Below are 15730 nucleotides of genomic sequence, written 5' to 3'. Positions count from 1 at the left end.
GGTGGTGAAGCGCATGCCTTACATTCGATCCGGCTTTCAATTCATGGCGCGGACGACCATCACCAACGGCGTCGGCTCGCGCGTGTTGCTGCCCGAAACCGTGCGCGGGCTGGGCGGCAAGCGGGCCTTTGTGGTGACGGATGCAGGCATCGTCCGTGCCGGGCTGCTCGACAAGATCCTGGAATTGTTCGATCTCGTCCCCTCTCCCGTCACCATTGCAGGTGTGTTCGACCGCGTCGAGCAGGACGCCAAAGCGCATCTCATCAATGAAGCTGCGCGCGCCTATCGCGAATGCGCGGCGGACAGCCTCATTGCCCTCGGTGGCGGCAGCGTCCTCGACACCGTGAAGGGCATCAAGTGGATGCTCCATCATGGGCTCACCGACATCCGGCCCGCGCTTCTTGGGAATGTGCTCGAGATGTGGCCCGAGGCGCAGCCCATCTTCATTCCGCACGTGGCGCTGCCGACCACCGCGGGCACCGGGGCCGAGGCGTCGCCCATCGCCGTGGTTTTCCACGACGATCTCGGCGTGAAAGTCAACCTGATCAATCCGTTTATCAACGCCGACGTCGCGATTCTCGATCCGGAACTCACCGTCGGCCTGCCGCCTTCCATCACCGCGTTCACCGGCTTCGACGCGCTGACGCACGCCATCGAGGGGTATTTCTCGCCGCAGGCAAACCCGTTCACCGACGCGTATGCCATCCAATCGGCGCGCATGATCTTCGATCATTTGCCCACGGCGGTGGCCCAGGGGCAGGACCTCACGGCGCGCGCCAACATGCTCATGGCGAGCACCATGGCCATCCTTTCGTTCAGCCTCGCGCTCAACGCCATCCCCGTGCACAACATGGCGCACGCGTTTGGCGCGAAGTTCGGCATCCCTCACGGGCTGGCCAACGCCGTGCTCCTTCCCAATGTGATGGCTGCGATGCCCGCCTTTTACCGGCCCCGCATTCGCGAGTTTATGGCGGCACTCGGTATGGATCCGCCGTCCGATCCGGATGCCGCGCTGCAGGCGTTCATCGAGCGAATCCGCGCGCTTCGCGCGGAAGTCGGCCTGCCGGATACGTTCGCTTCATTCCAGCTCGACAAGCGGCAGCTCAGCAAGATGGTCGACGCCGTGCACGCAGACCCTTCCGGCGTCGTGTACCGCTTGCCGGACGCCATCATCCAGCGCGTGACGCGCGAGGTGGCGAGTTAACGCTCCGGACCGGGTGTCGGCCGAGTTAAGCTGAGAACCACGCAATGGACGACGGGCGATCACGCGCGCACCTTGGGCGTGATCGCTCCTTTTTACGCCCATCGCGGCGGGGCGAGCGCTGCGATGGGCTGACCTGGCCACTCCAGCAGACGAAAGAAGAGGAACTTGAAAAATGGACTTCCAGGTCTTGCTCAACCAATGCTAGAATAGAGATACACAAATTCCAACTGAACTAGGGGGTTCATGGGCGTGCGAAGCATGCGATATTGGGGTTTCGCGCTAGGCATCGCCGCGACGTTGTCGCCGATGGTTCCTGCGCTTGCGAGCGCAGATGTGGTCGAGACCAAGGGCGCTTTTTTGGAACTCTTGCTGCAGACAGCGGCGGTCAAACCGGACAAGACGGGGAAGTCGCCCTATGTGGACGTGCCCACGAAGTCGGTGCTCTGGGGATACGTGCATAAAGCCATCGAACTGGGGTTGGCGAAATCGGATACCGCGAAGCGATTCGGCGCGAATGATCCACTCACGGCTTCCCAGGCGGCGGAAATCGCGGCGAAACTGTACCACGTGACGCTGGGCGGCACGACGCCGCTCGGCTGGGCGCAGGAGCAGGGACTCTTATCCACGGGGGGCGTCTTAAGCGCATCGCAGGCGACTGCGTTTGTATCCAACATGAAGCGGTTGGCAGAAGCCCTGGCGGCATTTCCGGGCTCGTGGACGCTGCCGCCCGCGAAGCGCGAGGAACTGTCCGAAGCCATCCAGGCGTCCACAAGCGCTCCGTATCTTCAAATGCAGCTGAGCGAATCGGAAAGTTTCAAAATCGAGCTGAGCCCAGCGCTTCAAAACAAGCCCGGCGCTCAGTCTCAGCTCCAGACGCTGCTCAACCAGATGAGCAGTCAATTCACCATCTCCGCCGAACAGATGCACGTCGGTTCACATCTGTACAGCGTGGCCCAAGCGACGGTACACACGGCTGCTGGATCTCACAGCCTGCAGGAAGTCTTCGACGATGGCGTCGATTACCTCCAGGAGGACGGCTCGAGTTGGACGAATACGACGCAAGCCGATGCCTCATTGGAGCAGAGCCTGTTGCAATGGAAGGGTCTCTTGACGCAGGTGACTTGGGCAGGGACGTCGAATGGGCTGGACGTGTTTCGCGGGCAGTTGAATACGAACTCCCCAGCCATGGCGTCAGCGCTGCGGAGCGTCGGCGCGGTGGCCCCGGGCGAGAATGTCTCCCAGCTTTTGAAGTCTATCAAGGGAACGGTGAGCGTCTTTGTCGATCCATCGAACGGCTCTCCGCGCATCGCGCAGATACAAGAGCTCTGTTCGATGGCGCTGTCTGGATCATCCTTGACGCAAACGTTTGGGGCAGACGCTCAGAAATCGATCCAGGCGCTTCAGGTGCAAGTCGTGACGAAAGCGAATTACCAGTATCAAACCCTTGTCCCGACCTTGCCCGCCGGGTTGAATCTCGCCAACTGGCCGAGTTCGCCAGGCTCTCAGGGGAATTCCACGTCGAGCAATTCGACAGGCAATTCGACCGGTGCCTCCACAGGCAACGCCACTGGAAACAGCGTGAGTGGCGGCACAGGCAATGCGCCGGGGAATGCCACCGCAAACGGAACCAATTCCACGGGCTCTTCAACGGGCAATACCACTGCAAACGCGACCGCGACGGGCAATGCCACAGGCAACTGACCTGGTCAGCGAGGCGCGCGGCTCACATCGAGCTGCGCGCCTTTGGCTTTCGAAAGGCGCATGGCGCGCCTTCCCGTTGCGCGCCGGCTCAGAAACCGCTATCATGTTCCGTGTAGTTCTCATTTGAACTCGGATTTCATATTCGTAAATGACGGAGGTGAGTCGCGTGGATTTTACCCTCCCATCGGAGCTCGAGGAGATGCGGCAGACCATTCGCGACTTTGTGGAGCACGAGGTCGAGCCGCTCGCCATGCAGATCGAAGAAGAGGATCGGGTGCCGGACAGCGTGCTGGAAAAGTCGAAAGAGCTCGGGTTGTTTGGCCTCAGCATCCCTGAAGAGTATGGCGGCATCGGGCTCAGCATGTTAGGCAAGTGCGTCATCTACGAGGAACTGGGCAAGACCATCAATGGGTACACCACCATCATCGGTGCGCACAACGGCATTGGCTCCGTCGGGATCGTCGAATTCGGAAGCAAGGAACAGAAGGAAAAGTACTTGCCCAAGATGGCGACCGGCGAGTGGATCGGCGCGTTCGCGCTCACGGAGCCCCAGGCTGGCTCGAACGCCGCCGCAATTAAGACGACGGCCGTCAAAAAGGGCGATCGCTACATTCTCAACGGGCAGAAGATCTACATCACCAACGCGCCGTATGCGCACGTGTTCACGGTCATGGCGGTGACGGATCCGTCCAAGGGGCCGAAGGGGATCACCTCATTTATCGTCGAGCGCGACTTTCCGGGATTTCGCGTGGGTCATATTGAAAAGAAGATGGGCCTGCACGGATCGCACACGGCGCAGATCTTCTTCGAGGACATGGAGGTCCCGGAGGAGAACGTCCTCGGCCGAGAGGGCGAAGGCTACGTGAATGCGCTCAAGATCCTGGCCAACGGAAGGGCGGGGCTTGCCGCAAGGTGCCTGGGATCGTGTGAGTATCTGCTGGACAAATCGCTTGCCTTTGCCCACGAGCGCATCCAGTTTGGCAAGCCCATCTTCGAGCAGCAGATTATTCAACACTACCTCGCGGAAATGGCGCTTGAAATCGAACTGTTGCGCACGTTCGTGTATCGCGTCGCCTGGATGACGGACCAGAAGATGAACGTCATCAAGGAGGCCGCGATGCTCAAACTGTACGGATCCGAGGTGTACAATCGCGTCGCCGACAAGGCGGTGCAGATCCACGGAGGACTCGGCTTCATCGCGGAGTATCCCATCGAGCGGTTCTACCGGGACGCGCGCATCACGAGGATCTACGAAGGGACCTCGGAAATCCAGAAGAATATCATTGCAGCACAGCTTCACAAGGAGTACGAGCGGACCAAGGCCGATGCCTGACCGCGGTTCCGAAACTCTATTTCATCTATGAAAACACGATCTCGTATGCTACGATAATGGTGCGATATGCGAGAACGTTGAGGAAATTCAATCATACCGGCGTATGGCTCTGGCGCCATGAGAGCGCTTGCGAGGCGCTCGAGCCATACGTCGAGCATGGGAGAGGGGCTTGAACATGGGCAAGTTGGATGGACAAGTTGCGATTGTGACGGGCGCTGCGCGAGGCATTGGCGCGGCCACGGCGAAGCGGCTGGCTGCGGACGGCGCGAAGGTCGCCGTGTTCGATATCAAGGAGGAGTTGACGAAGGATACGGTGGAGGCCATCCGCCAGGCCGGCGGCGAGGCCATCGGCGTCGGGTGCGACGTGACGAAGGCGGACGATGTGGAGCGCGCCATCGAATCCGTGGTCCAGAAGTGGGGCCGGCTCGACATCCTGGTGAACAACGCGGGCGTCATCCGCGACAACCTGCTCTTCAAGATGACCGAGGAAGACTGGGATACCGTCATGAACGTTCACCTCAAGGGCGCGTTTCTTTGCAGCCGGGCGGCCCAGAAGTACATGGTGCAGCAGAAGTCCGGCAAGATCATCAACCTCTCGAGCACGTCGGCGCTTGGCAATCGCGGCCAGGCCAACTACTCCGCGGCGAAGGCGGGCATTCAAGGATTCACGCGTACGCTGGCCATCGAACTCGGGCCGTTTGGCATCCGCGTGAACGCCGTGGCGCCGGGCTTCATCGAGACGGACATGACGCGGGCGACGGCCGAGCGGATCGGCGTGGACTATGAGGCCTTCAAGCAGGCGGCGTCGCAGCAGATTGCGCTTCGCCGCACCGGCAAGCCGGAGGACGTGGCCAACGTCATCGCGTTCTTCGCCAGCGACGATTCCGCATATGTATCGGGGCAGGTCATCTATATCGACGGCTGCCGCCATCGCTGAGCAATGGGCCGATCGCGCCTTCAGGCGTGATCGGCCGCGCGGATTTGAGAGGGAGGGGGCTCGCGCATGAGCGTGTTCGATCTGTTTCGCCTCGATGGCAAGGTGGCGGTGGTGACTGGTGGGGGCCGCGGCCTTGGTCAGCAGATCGCCGAGGCATACGCGGAGGCTGGCGCCCGCGTGGTTTTGTGCTCGCGGCGCGTCGAGAACTGCGAAGAAGTCGCGCGCGAAATCTCCCAGGCGGGCGGTGAAGCCATCGCGTTGCCGCTCGACGTGACCAACGAGGACTCCATTCAAGCGCTTGTGGACGAGGTCATCGCGCGGTATGGCCGGATCGACATCCTGGTGAACAACTCCGGCACGTCCTGGGGCGCCCCGGCGCTCGACATGCCCTACGACGCTTGGATGAAGGTCATCCAGACCAACCTCACGGGCGCGTTCCTGATGTCTCAGCGCGTCGCCCGGCACATGAAGGACCAGGGCGGCGGCAAGATCGTCAACATCGCGTCCGTGGCGGGCATGCGGGGCTCCTTGCCCGAAGTGCTGGATGCGGTCGGGTACGCGGCCTCGAAAGGCGGACTCATCGCCATGACGCGCGATCTCGCCGTGAAGTGGGCGCGGTATCACATCTACGTGAACGCCATTGCGCCAGGGTTCTTCCCGACGAAGATGACGCGAGTCGTGCTCGAGCGGGGAGGCAATCTCATTCAGCTGCGCACGCCGCTCGGCCGGGTCGGCGGTGAGCACGACCTCAAGGGGGCGGCCCTATTCTTCGCGTCCGCCGCGTCGGACTATGTGACGGGCCAGGTGTTGGCGGTGGACGGCGGCACGACGGCCATGTGACGATCGCGCCTCGGCGTGAAGGAGAGATAGACATGGATTTCTCGTACTCCGACAAAGTGGTGGCGCTGAAGCGCAAGCTTGAGGATTTTATGGAGGAAGTCGTCTATCCCGGCGAACGCATCTACTACGAGCAGCTCGCTCAGCAGCCGAGCCGCTGGATGGTCCCCCCCATTATGGAGGAGATGAAGGCGAAGGCGAAGGCGGCGGGGCTGTGGAATCTATTTCTCCCGGACAGCGAGTACGGTGCCGGCCTCAGCAACCTCGAGTATGCGCCGCTCGCCGAAGTGATGGGGCGGTCGCCCATTGCGCCCGAGGTGTTTAACTGCAACGCCCCCGACACGGGCAATATGGAGGTTCTTGTCCGGTACGGAACGCCCGAGCAGAAGGAGAAGTGGCTGAAGCCGCTGCTCGCGGGCAAGATCCGCTCCTGCTTCGCCATGACGGAGCCGGAGGTGGCCTCCTCCGATGCCACCAACATCTCGGCCAGCATCGTTCGGGATGGGGACGAGTACGTGATCAACGCCCACAAATGGTGGTCGTCCGGCGCGGGCGATCCGCGCTGCAAGTTCGCCATTCTGATGGGCAAGACCAACCCCGATGCCCCGAAGCATGAGCAGCAGTCCATGATCATCGTGCCGCTCGACACGCCTGGCGTGAAGATCGTGCGGACGCTGAACGTGTTCGGTTATGACGACGCGCCGCACGGCCATGCCGAGATCTTGTTTGAAAACGTGCGCGTGCCCAAGGAAAACCTCATCTGGGGCGAGGGCAAGGGATTTGCCATCGCCCAGGGGCGGCTTGGGCCGGGGCGCATTCATCACTGCATGCGCCAAATCGGGATGGCCGAGCGCGCGCTCGAGCTCATGGTTCAGCGCGTCAAGGAGCGCGTCGCGTTTGGGCGGCCGCTTGCGGAACAGGGCGTCATCCGGGAGTGGATTGCCGAGTCGCGCATAGAAATCGAGCAGGCGCGGCTGCTCGTCCTGAAGGCCGCGTACATGATGGACACCGTGGGGAACAAGGCGGCTCAAAAGGAAATCGCCATGATCAAGGTGGTCGCGCCGAACGTGGCGCAGCGCGTGATCGACCGCGCCATTCAGGCGTTTGGGGCGGCCGGCGTGAGCCAGGACACGCCGCTCGCGTACATGTGGGCGCAATCGCGCGTCATCCGCATCGCCGACGGCCCGGATGAGGTGCACAAGCGCCACGTGGCGAGGCTGGAACTGGCGCAGGGAGCTGAGCGGCCGAGCTAATCCCCGGCCGCGCGGTGTCGAAGGAACTGGACTCGTGAAAGGAGTCGATGGCGATGATGAACTATCCGCTTCTTCTCAAATCGCCGCTGTATCGCGCCAAGACCATCTTCCCGGAAAAGGAAATCGTCTCGCGCGGGTACAACGGCGTGTTCCGCTACACCTACGCGGATCTGTACGATCGCGTCTGCCGGCTCGCAAACGCGCTCGATCGCGTGCTCGGCGTGAAAGCGCTTGAACACGTTGGATCGTTCGCCTGGAACCATCATCGGCACCTCGAACTGTACTACGCGGTGCCGTGCTCGCAGCGCGTGCTGCACACGGTCAACATTCGGCTGTTCCCCGAGCAGATTGCGTATGTCATCAATCATGCCGAGGACAAGGTGCTGTTTGTCGACGAGGATCTGTTGCCGCTCATCGAAGCGGTGGCGCCCAAGCTCACCACCGTCCAGGCGTACGTCGTGATGACGGACAACGACAAGCTGCCGGAGACGAAGCTGACGAATGTGTACCACTATGAAGATCTGATTCGCCAGGGCGATCCGCACTTCGAGTTTCCGACGTTCGACGAGAACACCCCGGCGCTCATCAGCTACACGTCGGCGACGACCGGCAACCCGAAGGGCGTCGTCTACACGCACCGCGGCCTGTACCTCCACTGCCTGACGGTGCTTGTCGACGAGCTCGGCACTCGGGAAACGGACGTCACGATGCCCGTCGTGCCCATGTTTCACGTCAACGCGTGGGGACGCCCGTATTCGGACACGTGGATCGGCGCCAAGCAGGTCTATCCCGGTCCGCGCCCGACCGCGAAGGACTTGGCGGATCTGATTCACAACGAGCGCGTGACGTATTCCGCCGGTGTGCCGACCATCTGGATGGGCATCCTGAATCACGTCCGTCAACATCCGGGCGAATACGACTTCTCCTGCGTGCGCTTCTTCATGTCGGGCGGGTCCGCGCTGCCGGCGTCGCTCAGCGAAGCGTATGAAAAGGAACTCGGCGTCAAGCTGTACCAGGGCTATGGCCAGACGGAGACAAGCCCCGTGACGTTCGTCTCCTTCCCGAAGACCAGCCTGAAGGACCTGCCGGACGAGGAGAAGTACAAACTGCGCGCGAAGACAGGGCTCATTTTGCCGGGCCTCGAAATGCGCATCGTGAACGAAAAGGGCGAGGAGGTCGCGCACGACGGCAAGGAGATGGGCGAACTGCTCCTCAAAGGCCCTTGGATCATCGATTCCTATTACAAAGATCCGGAGAAGACCAAGGAGGCCTTCACCGAGGACGGTTGGTTCCGCACGGGCGACATTGCGACCATCGACGAAAACGGCTATTTGCAAATCGTCGATCGCGTCAAGGATCTCGTCAAGTCGGGCGGCGAGTGGATCTCCTCGGTGGATCTCGAAAACGCCCTGATGGCTCACCCTGCGGTGATGGAGGCCGCCGTGATCGCCATCCCGCACGAGAAATGGCAGGAGCGCCCGCTCGCGTGCGTCGTGTTGCGCGAGGAATACAGGGGCAAGGTCACCAAGGACGATCTCCAGGCCCATCTGTCCAAGATGGTGGCCAAGTGGTGGTTGCCTGACGACTACGTGTTCGTGGAGGAGATCCCGAAGACGAGCGTGGGCAAGTTCTCGAAAAAGACGCTGCGCGAGCAGTACGACAAGGGCCAACTGGTGTCGATGTACTGAGCCTTGTGGAGGAGATGAGCCATGGAACTCGCGGATTTCGAGCGGCTGCTTGGGGTTTGGTCGAAGCCGGTGAAAAACGAGGTGGAGAAAGGCGCCATCCGCAAGTTCGCAGATGCGATTGGCGACCCCAATCCGCTGTATCACGACGAAACCTATGCGGCGCAAAGCCGCTTCGGCCGCCTGGTCGCGCCGCCCACCTTCAGCCGGACGTTCGATTATGGCGTCATCCCCGGGCTGGAGATGCCCACGGAAGGGCTCATTCACGGGGAGATGTCGTACACGTATCACAAGCCCATCCTCGCGGGGGACGTGTTGTACGCGAGCTTCGCTCTGACCGACGTGAAAGAGCGGGCGGGCAAGCTCGGACGGATGATTTTGCTCGTGTTCACCTACAAGGTGGAGAATGAGGCCGGCGAGATCGTCCAGGAGGCGAAGTCGACGGTGATCTATCGTCCGGAAGGGGGCGGAGCGAAATGACGGCCAAGCGGTATCAGCCGGGCGATCACCTCACGCCGCTCACCAAGCCGCCCGTGACCAAGATTCAGCTTGTCAAGTATTCGGGCGCGTCGGGCGACTTCAACCCGATTCATACGGTGGAGGAGTTCGCCAAAGAGGCGGGACTCGGCGGCGTCATCGCCCATGGCATGCTCACGATGGGATTTGTCGCGCAGATGTTGACGGACGAGATCGGCGAGCAAGGCGATCTGCTGTCCTTTGGCGTCCGCTTCGTTGACATGGTGCGGCCCGGTGATATTATCACCTGTGACGGCGTCGTCCAAGAGGTGAAAGAGGAAGAAGGCTATCAGGTGGTGACGTGCGACGTCTGGGCGCAGAAGTCGCCGGGAGACGTCCGCGTCGTCCAAGGTACGGCGACGTTCCGCAAACCGCTCGCCTGACGGCGAGCCTGAGACTCTTTCGCGGAATGAGGGTGTCCGTTGGACTACCAAGTGCCATCTGTCGCGCTCGCTGCGCGCGTGCTGAAACTGTTGAGCCGGCACAAGTACCGGCAATCTACCTTGACAGAGATCGCCGAGCGGCTCGGCGTGAACAAGACGACGTGCCTGCGGGTGTTGCGTACGCTGGAGCGGGAGGACTTCGTCTCGTACGATCCCCAGTCCCGCCGCTACAGCCTGGGACCGTACCTGATCCCACTGGGTGCGCGCGCGGCCGACCTGAACGATGTGTACGCGCACGCGCTCGCCGAACTCCATCAGGTCGCTTCCCAGACCGGCATGACGGCTGTGTTGGTCAAGCGCCTGCGGGATGATCGCGTCATCTACATCGGATCCGCCGAGCCGCCGGGAGATGGCGTGCGCATCGCGGTGTCCGTGGGCCAGCAGTTTCCGGTCTACGGCGCCGCGTTTGGCCGGTGTTTTCTCGCGTATGACGACGAGTCCACGTGGCGTCGAGTGCTGCGGGAGGGACTCAAGGCGTACACGCCCTACAGCATCACGGACGAGGAGGAATACGTGCGGCTGTTGCAGGAGGTGCGCGAGAAGGGGTACGCGGTTTCCCATGGGGAACTGTGGCCAGGCATCTCCGCGGTGGCCGTACCGGTGTTCAACCAGCAGAACAAGGTCGATCTCGTCCTCTCCTGCCTCACCATGACGTCGGTGATTCAGGAAGAGGACGTCGAGCGAGCGGTGAAGGCGCTCAAAGAGAGCGCAGCCAAGGTCTCTACGTGGAGCGGATATCAAGGAAGGCCATAGGGCACCCGGGGTGGCGGGTGCCGTCTTTTTTTGCACGAGGACATCTTACCCTTGGTCGATCTCGCCCCGCGCATGCTCGACCAACGCCCGGATGCCATCGCCGAATCGGGCGAACCGCGGATCGGACGTTTTCCCCATCTTGTACCGGACGTAGATCTGCTGAAGAATCACGGCGAGCTTGAATACGCCAAAGACGTAGTAGAACTTCATGTCGTGGATCGAGCGCCCGGTCTCCTCGGCGTAACGTTCGGCCATTTGATCCCGCGTGTAGAACCCTTCGAGCGTCGTCACGGACGGAAACAGCGCCCGGAGCGTCGGCGGATCGGACGGCTCCGTCCAGTAGCTGAGCATGACGCCGAGATCGAACAGCGGATCGCCGACGGTGGCCATCTCCCAATCCACGATGCCGACGATGTCCTGGTAGGCCGGCGGCGCAAACAGCATGTTGTTCAGTTTGAAATCGTTGTGGATCACGGCGACATCCCGCGACTCCGGCACGTGGCCGCTGAGCCACGCCATCACGGTGTCGGCGTGAGGCACGTCTTCGTCTGTGCGAGATCGATGAAACCGTTCGATCCATCCTTCGACCTGGCGCCGCAGAAAGCCCTCGGGCTTGCCAAACGCCATGAGTCCGGACGCGGCCGGATCGACGGCATGCAACTCGGCGAGCGCGCGGACGGCGCGTTCCGAGATGGCCCGTCCCACCTCGGGCGTGTACGCGAACCCTTCCGGAAAGGAATCGTCCAAGGGGACGCCGGGGCGGTATTCCATGATGAAAAACGGCACGCCGATCACGGCCGGATCGTCGCAGTAGGCGTACGGCTTCGGCGCCTTCGGGAAATGCGGATGAAGCCTCGCCAGAATGGACGATTCGCGCCCCATGTCGTGCGCGCGCGGCGGGAGCGGTCCGTGGGGCGGTCGGCGCAGCACGGCCACGAACTCGCCGCTCTGAATCAGATAGGTGAGGTTGGATGCGCCGGTGGGAAACTGAACGGCGTAAAGTGGAGCGGAATCGGCCGGAAGCACGCCCTCGCGCACGAGGTAGTCGCGGAGTCGATTCCAATCGAGCCTGTCTTCCTCGCGAACCGGCATGACGCCAGGGATGGCGCGGATGTCCATGGGCGAGCCCCCCAAGCCTCGCTTCACAGGTGATCTGTGGCAAGGATTTAAACAATGAAATACAATTTCTATTATGTGAAACGCGAGCGCGGGTTGCAAGCGTTTTCGGGAGGGATCGCCGTGCCGGACCAAGCGCGTGGACGCACGATTTTCATCAGCGACATCCACGGGCATCTGCGCCCCTTCGCGCGCCTGCTGAAGGTCGTCGACTATCGGCCGGATCGAGACCAACTGGTTCTCATCGGCGACTATATCTCGGGCGGGCCGGACAGCCTTGGTGTTCTCAGACGGGTCCGACAACTCTGCGCGGACGGCGCCGTGGCGCTTCGCGGCAATCACGAGGAAGCCGTGGTGCGCTGGATGCGCGGAGGGATGAAACCGCTCGGCCCGAGGCGAGATCCCCTGTACCGCGCCATTGCCGAAGATGCATCGCTCGCCTCGTTTCTCCGCGCTCTGCCCTACGCATGGGAGGGAGAACGATGGGTGGCCGTTCATGCCGGGATCGACCCTGAGAAGGCGGACTGGCGGCAGACGGCCAAGCGGGATCTGCTCACCATCCGCGAGCGGTTTTATACGCGCCCGCACCGCGTGGGCAAGCTGGTGGTGTTCGGGCACACGCCGTGCATGATGCTGCATGGGACGCATGACGTGTGGTATGGTTCGGATAAAGTCGGAATTGACGGAGGTGCGCGTCACGGCGGCCAGGTCAACGCGCTCGTCGACGAGGGCGGGGCGTTGACCAGCACAGCTGAGCCCGTGTGACATCCTGCGGCAGATGACCGCGAAGCAGGCGAGGATGCCGCGTAGCCAACGAGAGGGGGCGGTGCGCGTGCTGTTTCGCAGCCCGACGCTCGGCGTGGTCACCCTGGAGCAGGTGGCGGAGGACGTCATCCAGGAGAGGAAAGATCATCCGCAAGACCGATTTCGCCTGATCATCGGCACCGATTCGCAGCCACACGAGCACACGGGATCCGCGACCTTCGTGACCGCGGTCATCCTGCACCGCGTCGGACGCGGCGCTCGCTACTACGTCCACAAAGAACATCACGAGCATATTCACTCGCTGAGGCAGCGCATGTTTACGGAGGCCTCGTTATCTCTTCAGGTGGGCGGGCTGTTGAGCGAATGGCTGCAAAAGGCGGGGCAGGACTGGCAGATCGAGGTCCACCTCGACATCGGCGAGGGCGGTGAGACCAAGCAGTGGATCCGCGAGATTGTCGCGTGGATCGAGTCCAACGGCTATGAGGCGCGGATCAAGCCCGAGTCGTTCGGGGCGAGCAAGGTGGCGGATCGCTACACCAAGTCCTGATCTCCGCGCGCCGTGGCCAAGAGCGGGGTGTCCACGCGGATTTGACTCATCCACGCCTCGACCTCTCGCCAATTGCGCAATCCTGGCCAAAGCGGCGGCGGATCGCCTGCGCCGCCGAAGAGGGCCCTTTCAGCCGCTCGCGCGTCTTCGCGCAGGATCTCCAGCACTTGCGCCTGTTCCTGCGCGCTGCGCGCGGGGTTCCCCACCAGTCTTCCGTCCCAGGCTTCGTATGCGCGCCACGCGATGGCAGAGCGGCGCGTGAGGGCGAAGAACAGCCCAGGCGACGCGGCGAAGCGGGGCGAAACCCGCGTGAACGTGGAGAGCGGAATGAGCTGCGGGAGCAAAAACGGTCGAAGCGCCGCCGGGGCGCCTGCGCGGCGCACGATGCGCTCCCAGAGCCGGTCGAGATCGGGCGCCTGCACGCGGCCGCAGACGCCCGTGATGGACGCGGGGTGGCAAAGCGCGTCCTGAATGAAATCGGACAGCATGGGGCCGAAGCTCCCTTGCCAGTCTGCGTCCACCAGCAACAAGCCGTGCGCGTGAGGCCAGCGCCGCCACGCTTCCATCGCCGCAATGGCGCGAGGCGCATCGTGTCCCAGCGCCTTCGCGAACTCCGTCGCCGTCAATTCAAGCTCCAGCTCCGATGCGGTCCTCCGCGCCGCCGCCAGCGTGCCATCCGTCGCGCCGTTCACGCACAGTGAGACGCGCATGACCCCCGCCCGCGCAACCTGCCGCAGCACGTTCGCGATTCGGCGCGCCTCGTCGCGCGCGGCCAGGACGCAAGTGATGTCGCGTGCAGTTGCCAGCATCCATCCCTCCCGGGATCACGAGGACGATGTGCCGCATACCGTAGTCTAGAGCCCGCCAAGGGAGGCGATGGACGGTGTGGCACATCGGAGACCGCGTCACCCGCCGGTCATACGGCCATGACATCTGCTTCGTGATCGTTGAACTCGATGAAAGCACAGAAACGGCCATCCTGAAGGGGTTGGATGTGCGGCTGATGGCCGACGCGCCCTTTGACGATCTCGCCCCTGTCACCGAAGAAGATCTGCGCGCGTTTGAGGCCATGCGCACGCAGGTCGTCGGCGAGTGCCTGCGCATCATTCGATCCCGCCGCGCCCACGAGTCGGAAAAGCGCGCTTTGCGGAAAGAAGCCCGATATCGCGCCAATCCGGATTTTTTCGAGCGCCCCGGCACGGTGCTGCACCTGGACGGCGACGGCGCCTATCTGCAGAAATGCCTCGCCATGTACGAGGAACTCGGGATCCGCGCGGTCGGCCAGCACGTGGCCGAATCGGAGATGCCGCGCAAGGTCGTGCACCTGCTCGAAACGTATGAGCCGGACATCCTGATCATAACCGGCCACGACGGCGTCATCCGCAAGGGAAAGGACTGGTCGGACATCAAGAATTATAGAAACTCGCAAAACTTCGTCAAAACGGTGGCGAACGCCCGCAAATACGTGCGAAACATGGACGATCTCGTCATCATCGCCGGGGCATGCCAGTCGCATTTCGAGGCGCTCATCGAGGCCGGCGCGAATTTCGCCTCGTCTCCGCAGCGGATCATGATCCACGCGCTCGATCCGGTGTTCATCGCGGAAAAGGTGGCGTTCACTCCCATCCACGAGACCGTGAACCTGTACGATGCCGTGAAATCCACCTACACCGGCACCGACGGCATCGGGGGCCTGGAGTCGCGCGGCAAGTATCGCCTCGGCCTGCCGAAGTCCATGTATTGAGATCAGGCCGAGCGCGGCTTTCGGCGCTTGAGCGGGCGAAGGCGCCTGAGGCTCATCACTCGCCGGCAGGTCATCACAGGGGGGACATTCGAGCAACTTCGTCACGGATCCCCGTAAAATACCCATTGACACTGAAAAAGATGCGCTGATATAATCATTAAATTTCCTTGACACCACCTTCTGCGCGATGGTATAATGAAGCGCGGAAAGAGGTGGTGTGTGTTGGCCAGGAATGCGCTCCACGAAATTAAGAAGAGTCTGGATGGACTCGTGGGTGAACGCGTGTTGCTCCGTGCAAACGGAGGCAGGCGGAAAACCATCGAGCGCTTCGGGGTTCTCGAAGAGACGTATCCGTCGGTGTTCGTCGTCAAGCTGGACCCGCCGGACGGATCGTTCGAGCGCGTTTCGTATAGCTACGCGGACGTGCTGACCGAGACCGTCGAGCTGATGCTCTGCAAGGAGGACGGGAACACCACCAAGTTCGTGGTCGAACACTGAACCTCGAAGACAGGCCGGGGTCCGCACGGGGACAGGCCTCATGAGTTTGAATAACCCTGAATTCGAACGCGGGTGAGGCTTCGGCCTCGCCCTTTTTGTGTGCGCTCCGTGGCGCTTTGCTCGAGCGCCGTCGCATAGAACGCGCTCCCTCGGCGCATCGTAAACCTGTCGCCTCTGACCAGGGAGGGATTTGGCATGGCACGGCGCAGGAGCACCATGTCAGATGCGTTCAAGGTGGAACTGGCCAAAGAGCTCGGGTTCTACGACACGGTCCAGCGCGAAGGCTGGGGCGGGATCAAAGCGCGCGACGCCGGGAACATGGTGAAGCGCGCCATCGAGATCGCGGAGCAAGCGTTGGCTGAGAAGTCCGGGCAGAGGTGACCGAAGGCGGCCAGGAA

Annotated in this window: 17 protein-coding genes; 15 read left to right on the top strand and 2 right to left on the bottom strand. The window is 62.3% G+C overall.

Features of this window, described 5'->3' with window-relative positions:
- The first annotated feature begins 13 nt into the window (after positions 1-13).
- The 10 genes from J3481_RS07860 to J3481_RS07815 all read left to right on the top strand — a co-directional run bounded on the left by J3481_RS07860 (position 14) and on the right by J3481_RS07815 (position 10662).
- The gene (locus J3481_RS07860; protein ID WP_206831500.1) at positions 14-1204 is read left to right on the top strand and encodes an iron-containing alcohol dehydrogenase; all 1191 of its coding nucleotides are present in this window, start codon (positions 14-16) and stop codon (positions 1202-1204) included.
- Between the two features lie 249 nt (positions 1205-1453).
- Entirely contained in the window at positions 1454-2905 is a 1452-nt protein-coding gene (locus J3481_RS07855) for an S-layer homology domain-containing protein (RefSeq protein ID WP_206831499.1), read from the top strand.
- 166 nt (positions 2906-3071) lie between these two features.
- Complete coding sequence (locus J3481_RS07850) at positions 3072-4238, top strand: acyl-CoA dehydrogenase family protein (protein ID WP_206831498.1); 1167 nt, start codon at positions 3072-3074, stop codon at positions 4236-4238.
- Positions 4239-4413: 175 nt separating this feature from the next.
- Complete coding sequence (locus tag J3481_RS07845; protein ID WP_206831497.1) at positions 4414-5175, top strand: beta-ketoacyl-ACP reductase; 762 nt, start codon at positions 4414-4416, stop codon at positions 5173-5175.
- 66 nt (positions 5176-5241) lie between these two features.
- A complete protein-coding gene (locus J3481_RS07840; RefSeq protein WP_206831496.1) occupies positions 5242-6015 on the top strand; it encodes an SDR family oxidoreductase in 774 nt (257 codons plus the stop codon).
- Between the two features lie 32 nt (positions 6016-6047).
- The gene (locus J3481_RS07835; RefSeq protein ID WP_206831495.1) at positions 6048-7265 is read left to right on the top strand and encodes an acyl-CoA dehydrogenase family protein; all 1218 of its coding nucleotides are present in this window, start codon (positions 6048-6050) and stop codon (positions 7263-7265) included.
- A 53-nt stretch (positions 7266-7318) separates the two neighbouring features.
- Positions 7319-8953, top strand: a complete 1635-nt coding sequence (locus J3481_RS07830) for a long-chain fatty acid--CoA ligase (protein ID WP_206831494.1) — start codon at positions 7319-7321, stop codon at positions 8951-8953.
- A 21-nt stretch (positions 8954-8974) separates the two neighbouring features.
- Entirely contained in the window at positions 8975-9430 is a 456-nt protein-coding gene (locus J3481_RS07825; protein WP_206831493.1) for a MaoC family dehydratase N-terminal domain-containing protein, read from the top strand.
- Positions 9427-9849: a MaoC/PaaZ C-terminal domain-containing protein gene (locus J3481_RS07820; RefSeq protein ID WP_206831492.1), complete on the top strand. Its 423-nt coding sequence runs from the start codon at positions 9427-9429 to the stop codon at positions 9847-9849. Before J3481_RS07825 ends, J3481_RS07820 begins: the two co-directional genes overlap by 4 nt.
- A 39-nt stretch (positions 9850-9888) precedes the next feature.
- Complete coding sequence (locus J3481_RS07815) at positions 9889-10662, top strand: IclR family transcriptional regulator (RefSeq protein WP_206831491.1); 774 nt, start codon at positions 9889-9891, stop codon at positions 10660-10662.
- 45 nt (positions 10663-10707) lie between these two features.
- Here the strand turns inward: J3481_RS07815 and J3481_RS07810 are convergent, their stop codons facing one another.
- The gene (locus J3481_RS07810) at positions 10708-11781 is read right to left on the bottom strand and encodes a phosphotransferase family protein (RefSeq protein WP_206831490.1); all 1074 of its coding nucleotides are present in this window, start codon (positions 11779-11781) and stop codon (positions 10708-10710) included.
- Between the two features lie 54 nt (positions 11782-11835).
- Here J3481_RS07810 and J3481_RS07805 point away from each other — a divergent pair, with 54 nt between their 5' ends.
- Both J3481_RS07805 and J3481_RS07800 read left to right on the top strand, forming a co-directional pair.
- Positions 11836-12543 carry a metallophosphoesterase family protein gene (locus tag J3481_RS07805; protein ID WP_206831489.1) on the top strand — a complete coding sequence of 236 codons (708 nt, stop codon included), beginning with the start codon at positions 11836-11838 and terminating at the stop codon, positions 12541-12543.
- Positions 12544-12610: 67 nt separating this feature from the next.
- Positions 12611-13090, top strand: coding sequence for a ribonuclease H-like YkuK family protein (locus J3481_RS07800; RefSeq protein WP_328702070.1), 480 nt, complete (start codon positions 12611-12613; stop codon positions 13088-13090).
- On the opposite strand, the gene J3481_RS07795 is transcribed toward J3481_RS07800, so the two are convergent.
- The gene (locus tag J3481_RS07795; protein WP_236011392.1) at positions 13075-13899 is read right to left on the bottom strand and encodes a hypothetical protein; all 825 of its coding nucleotides are present in this window, start codon (positions 13897-13899) and stop codon (positions 13075-13077) included. The two genes, J3481_RS07800 and J3481_RS07795, sit on opposite strands and share 16 nt — an antisense overlap.
- A gap of 74 nt (positions 13900-13973) precedes the next feature.
- On the opposite strand from J3481_RS07795, the gene yabG reads away from it, so the two are divergent.
- The 3 genes from yabG (at position 13974) to J3481_RS07780 (ending at position 15713) form a co-directional block, all read left to right on the top strand.
- Positions 13974-14834 (top strand): sporulation peptidase YabG, encoded by an 861-nt coding sequence (gene yabG / locus J3481_RS07790; RefSeq protein ID WP_206831487.1) that lies wholly within the window; start codon positions 13974-13976, stop codon positions 14832-14834.
- 222 nt (positions 14835-15056) lie between these two features.
- Entirely contained in the window at positions 15057-15332 is a 276-nt protein-coding gene (veg, locus tag J3481_RS07785) for a biofilm formation stimulator Veg (protein ID WP_008340745.1), read from the top strand.
- A gap of 195 nt (positions 15333-15527) precedes the next feature.
- Positions 15528-15713, top strand: a complete 186-nt coding sequence (locus J3481_RS07780; protein WP_169304837.1) for a small, acid-soluble spore protein, alpha/beta type — start codon at positions 15528-15530, stop codon at positions 15711-15713.
- Positions 15714-15730 lie beyond the last annotated feature (17 nt).

The sequence above is a fragment of the Alicyclobacillus fructus genome, assembly GCF_017329605.1.
In the GTDB taxonomy this organism is placed as follows: Bacteria; Bacillota; Bacilli; order Alicyclobacillales; family Alicyclobacillaceae; genus Alicyclobacillus; species Alicyclobacillus fructus.
Note: the sequence above shows the minus strand (reverse complement) of the source record. Positions and strands in the feature narration are given on the sequence as shown.

What these genes read in the sequence shown, in the direction of transcription:
- J3481_RS07860 (WP_206831500.1), top strand. Translation starts at nt 14, where the DNA reads ATGCCTTACATTCGATCCGGCTTTCAATTCATGGCGCGGACGACCATC.
- J3481_RS07845 (WP_206831497.1), top strand. Translation starts at nt 4,414, where the DNA reads ATGGGCAAGTTGGATGGACAAGTTGCGATTGTGACGGGCGCTGCGCGA.
- J3481_RS07840 (WP_206831496.1), top strand. Translation starts at nt 5,242, where the DNA reads ATGAGCGTGTTCGATCTGTTTCGCCTCGATGGCAAGGTGGCGGTGGTG.
- J3481_RS07835 (WP_206831495.1), top strand. Translation starts at nt 6,048, where the DNA reads ATGGATTTCTCGTACTCCGACAAAGTGGTGGCGCTGAAGCGCAAGCTT.
- J3481_RS07830 (WP_206831494.1), top strand. Translation starts at nt 7,319, where the DNA reads ATGATGAACTATCCGCTTCTTCTCAAATCGCCGCTGTATCGCGCCAAG.
- J3481_RS07825 (WP_206831493.1), top strand. Translation starts at nt 8,975, where the DNA reads ATGGAACTCGCGGATTTCGAGCGGCTGCTTGGGGTTTGGTCGAAGCCG.
- J3481_RS07820 (WP_206831492.1), top strand. Translation starts at nt 9,427, where the DNA reads ATGACGGCCAAGCGGTATCAGCCGGGCGATCACCTCACGCCGCTCACC.
- J3481_RS07810 (WP_206831490.1), bottom strand. Translation starts at nt 11,781, where the DNA reads ATGGACATCCGCGCCATCCCTGGCGTCATGCCGGTTCGCGAGGAAGAC.
- J3481_RS07805 (WP_206831489.1), top strand. Translation starts at nt 11,836, where the DNA reads ATGAAATACAATTTCTATTATGTGAAACGCGAGCGCGGGTTGCAAGCG.
- J3481_RS07795 (WP_236011392.1), bottom strand. Translation starts at nt 13,899, where the DNA reads ATGCTGGCAACTGCACGCGACATCACTTGCGTCCTGGCCGCGCGCGAC.
- J3481_RS07780 (WP_169304837.1), top strand. Translation starts at nt 15,528, where the DNA reads ATGGCACGGCGCAGGAGCACCATGTCAGATGCGTTCAAGGTGGAACTG.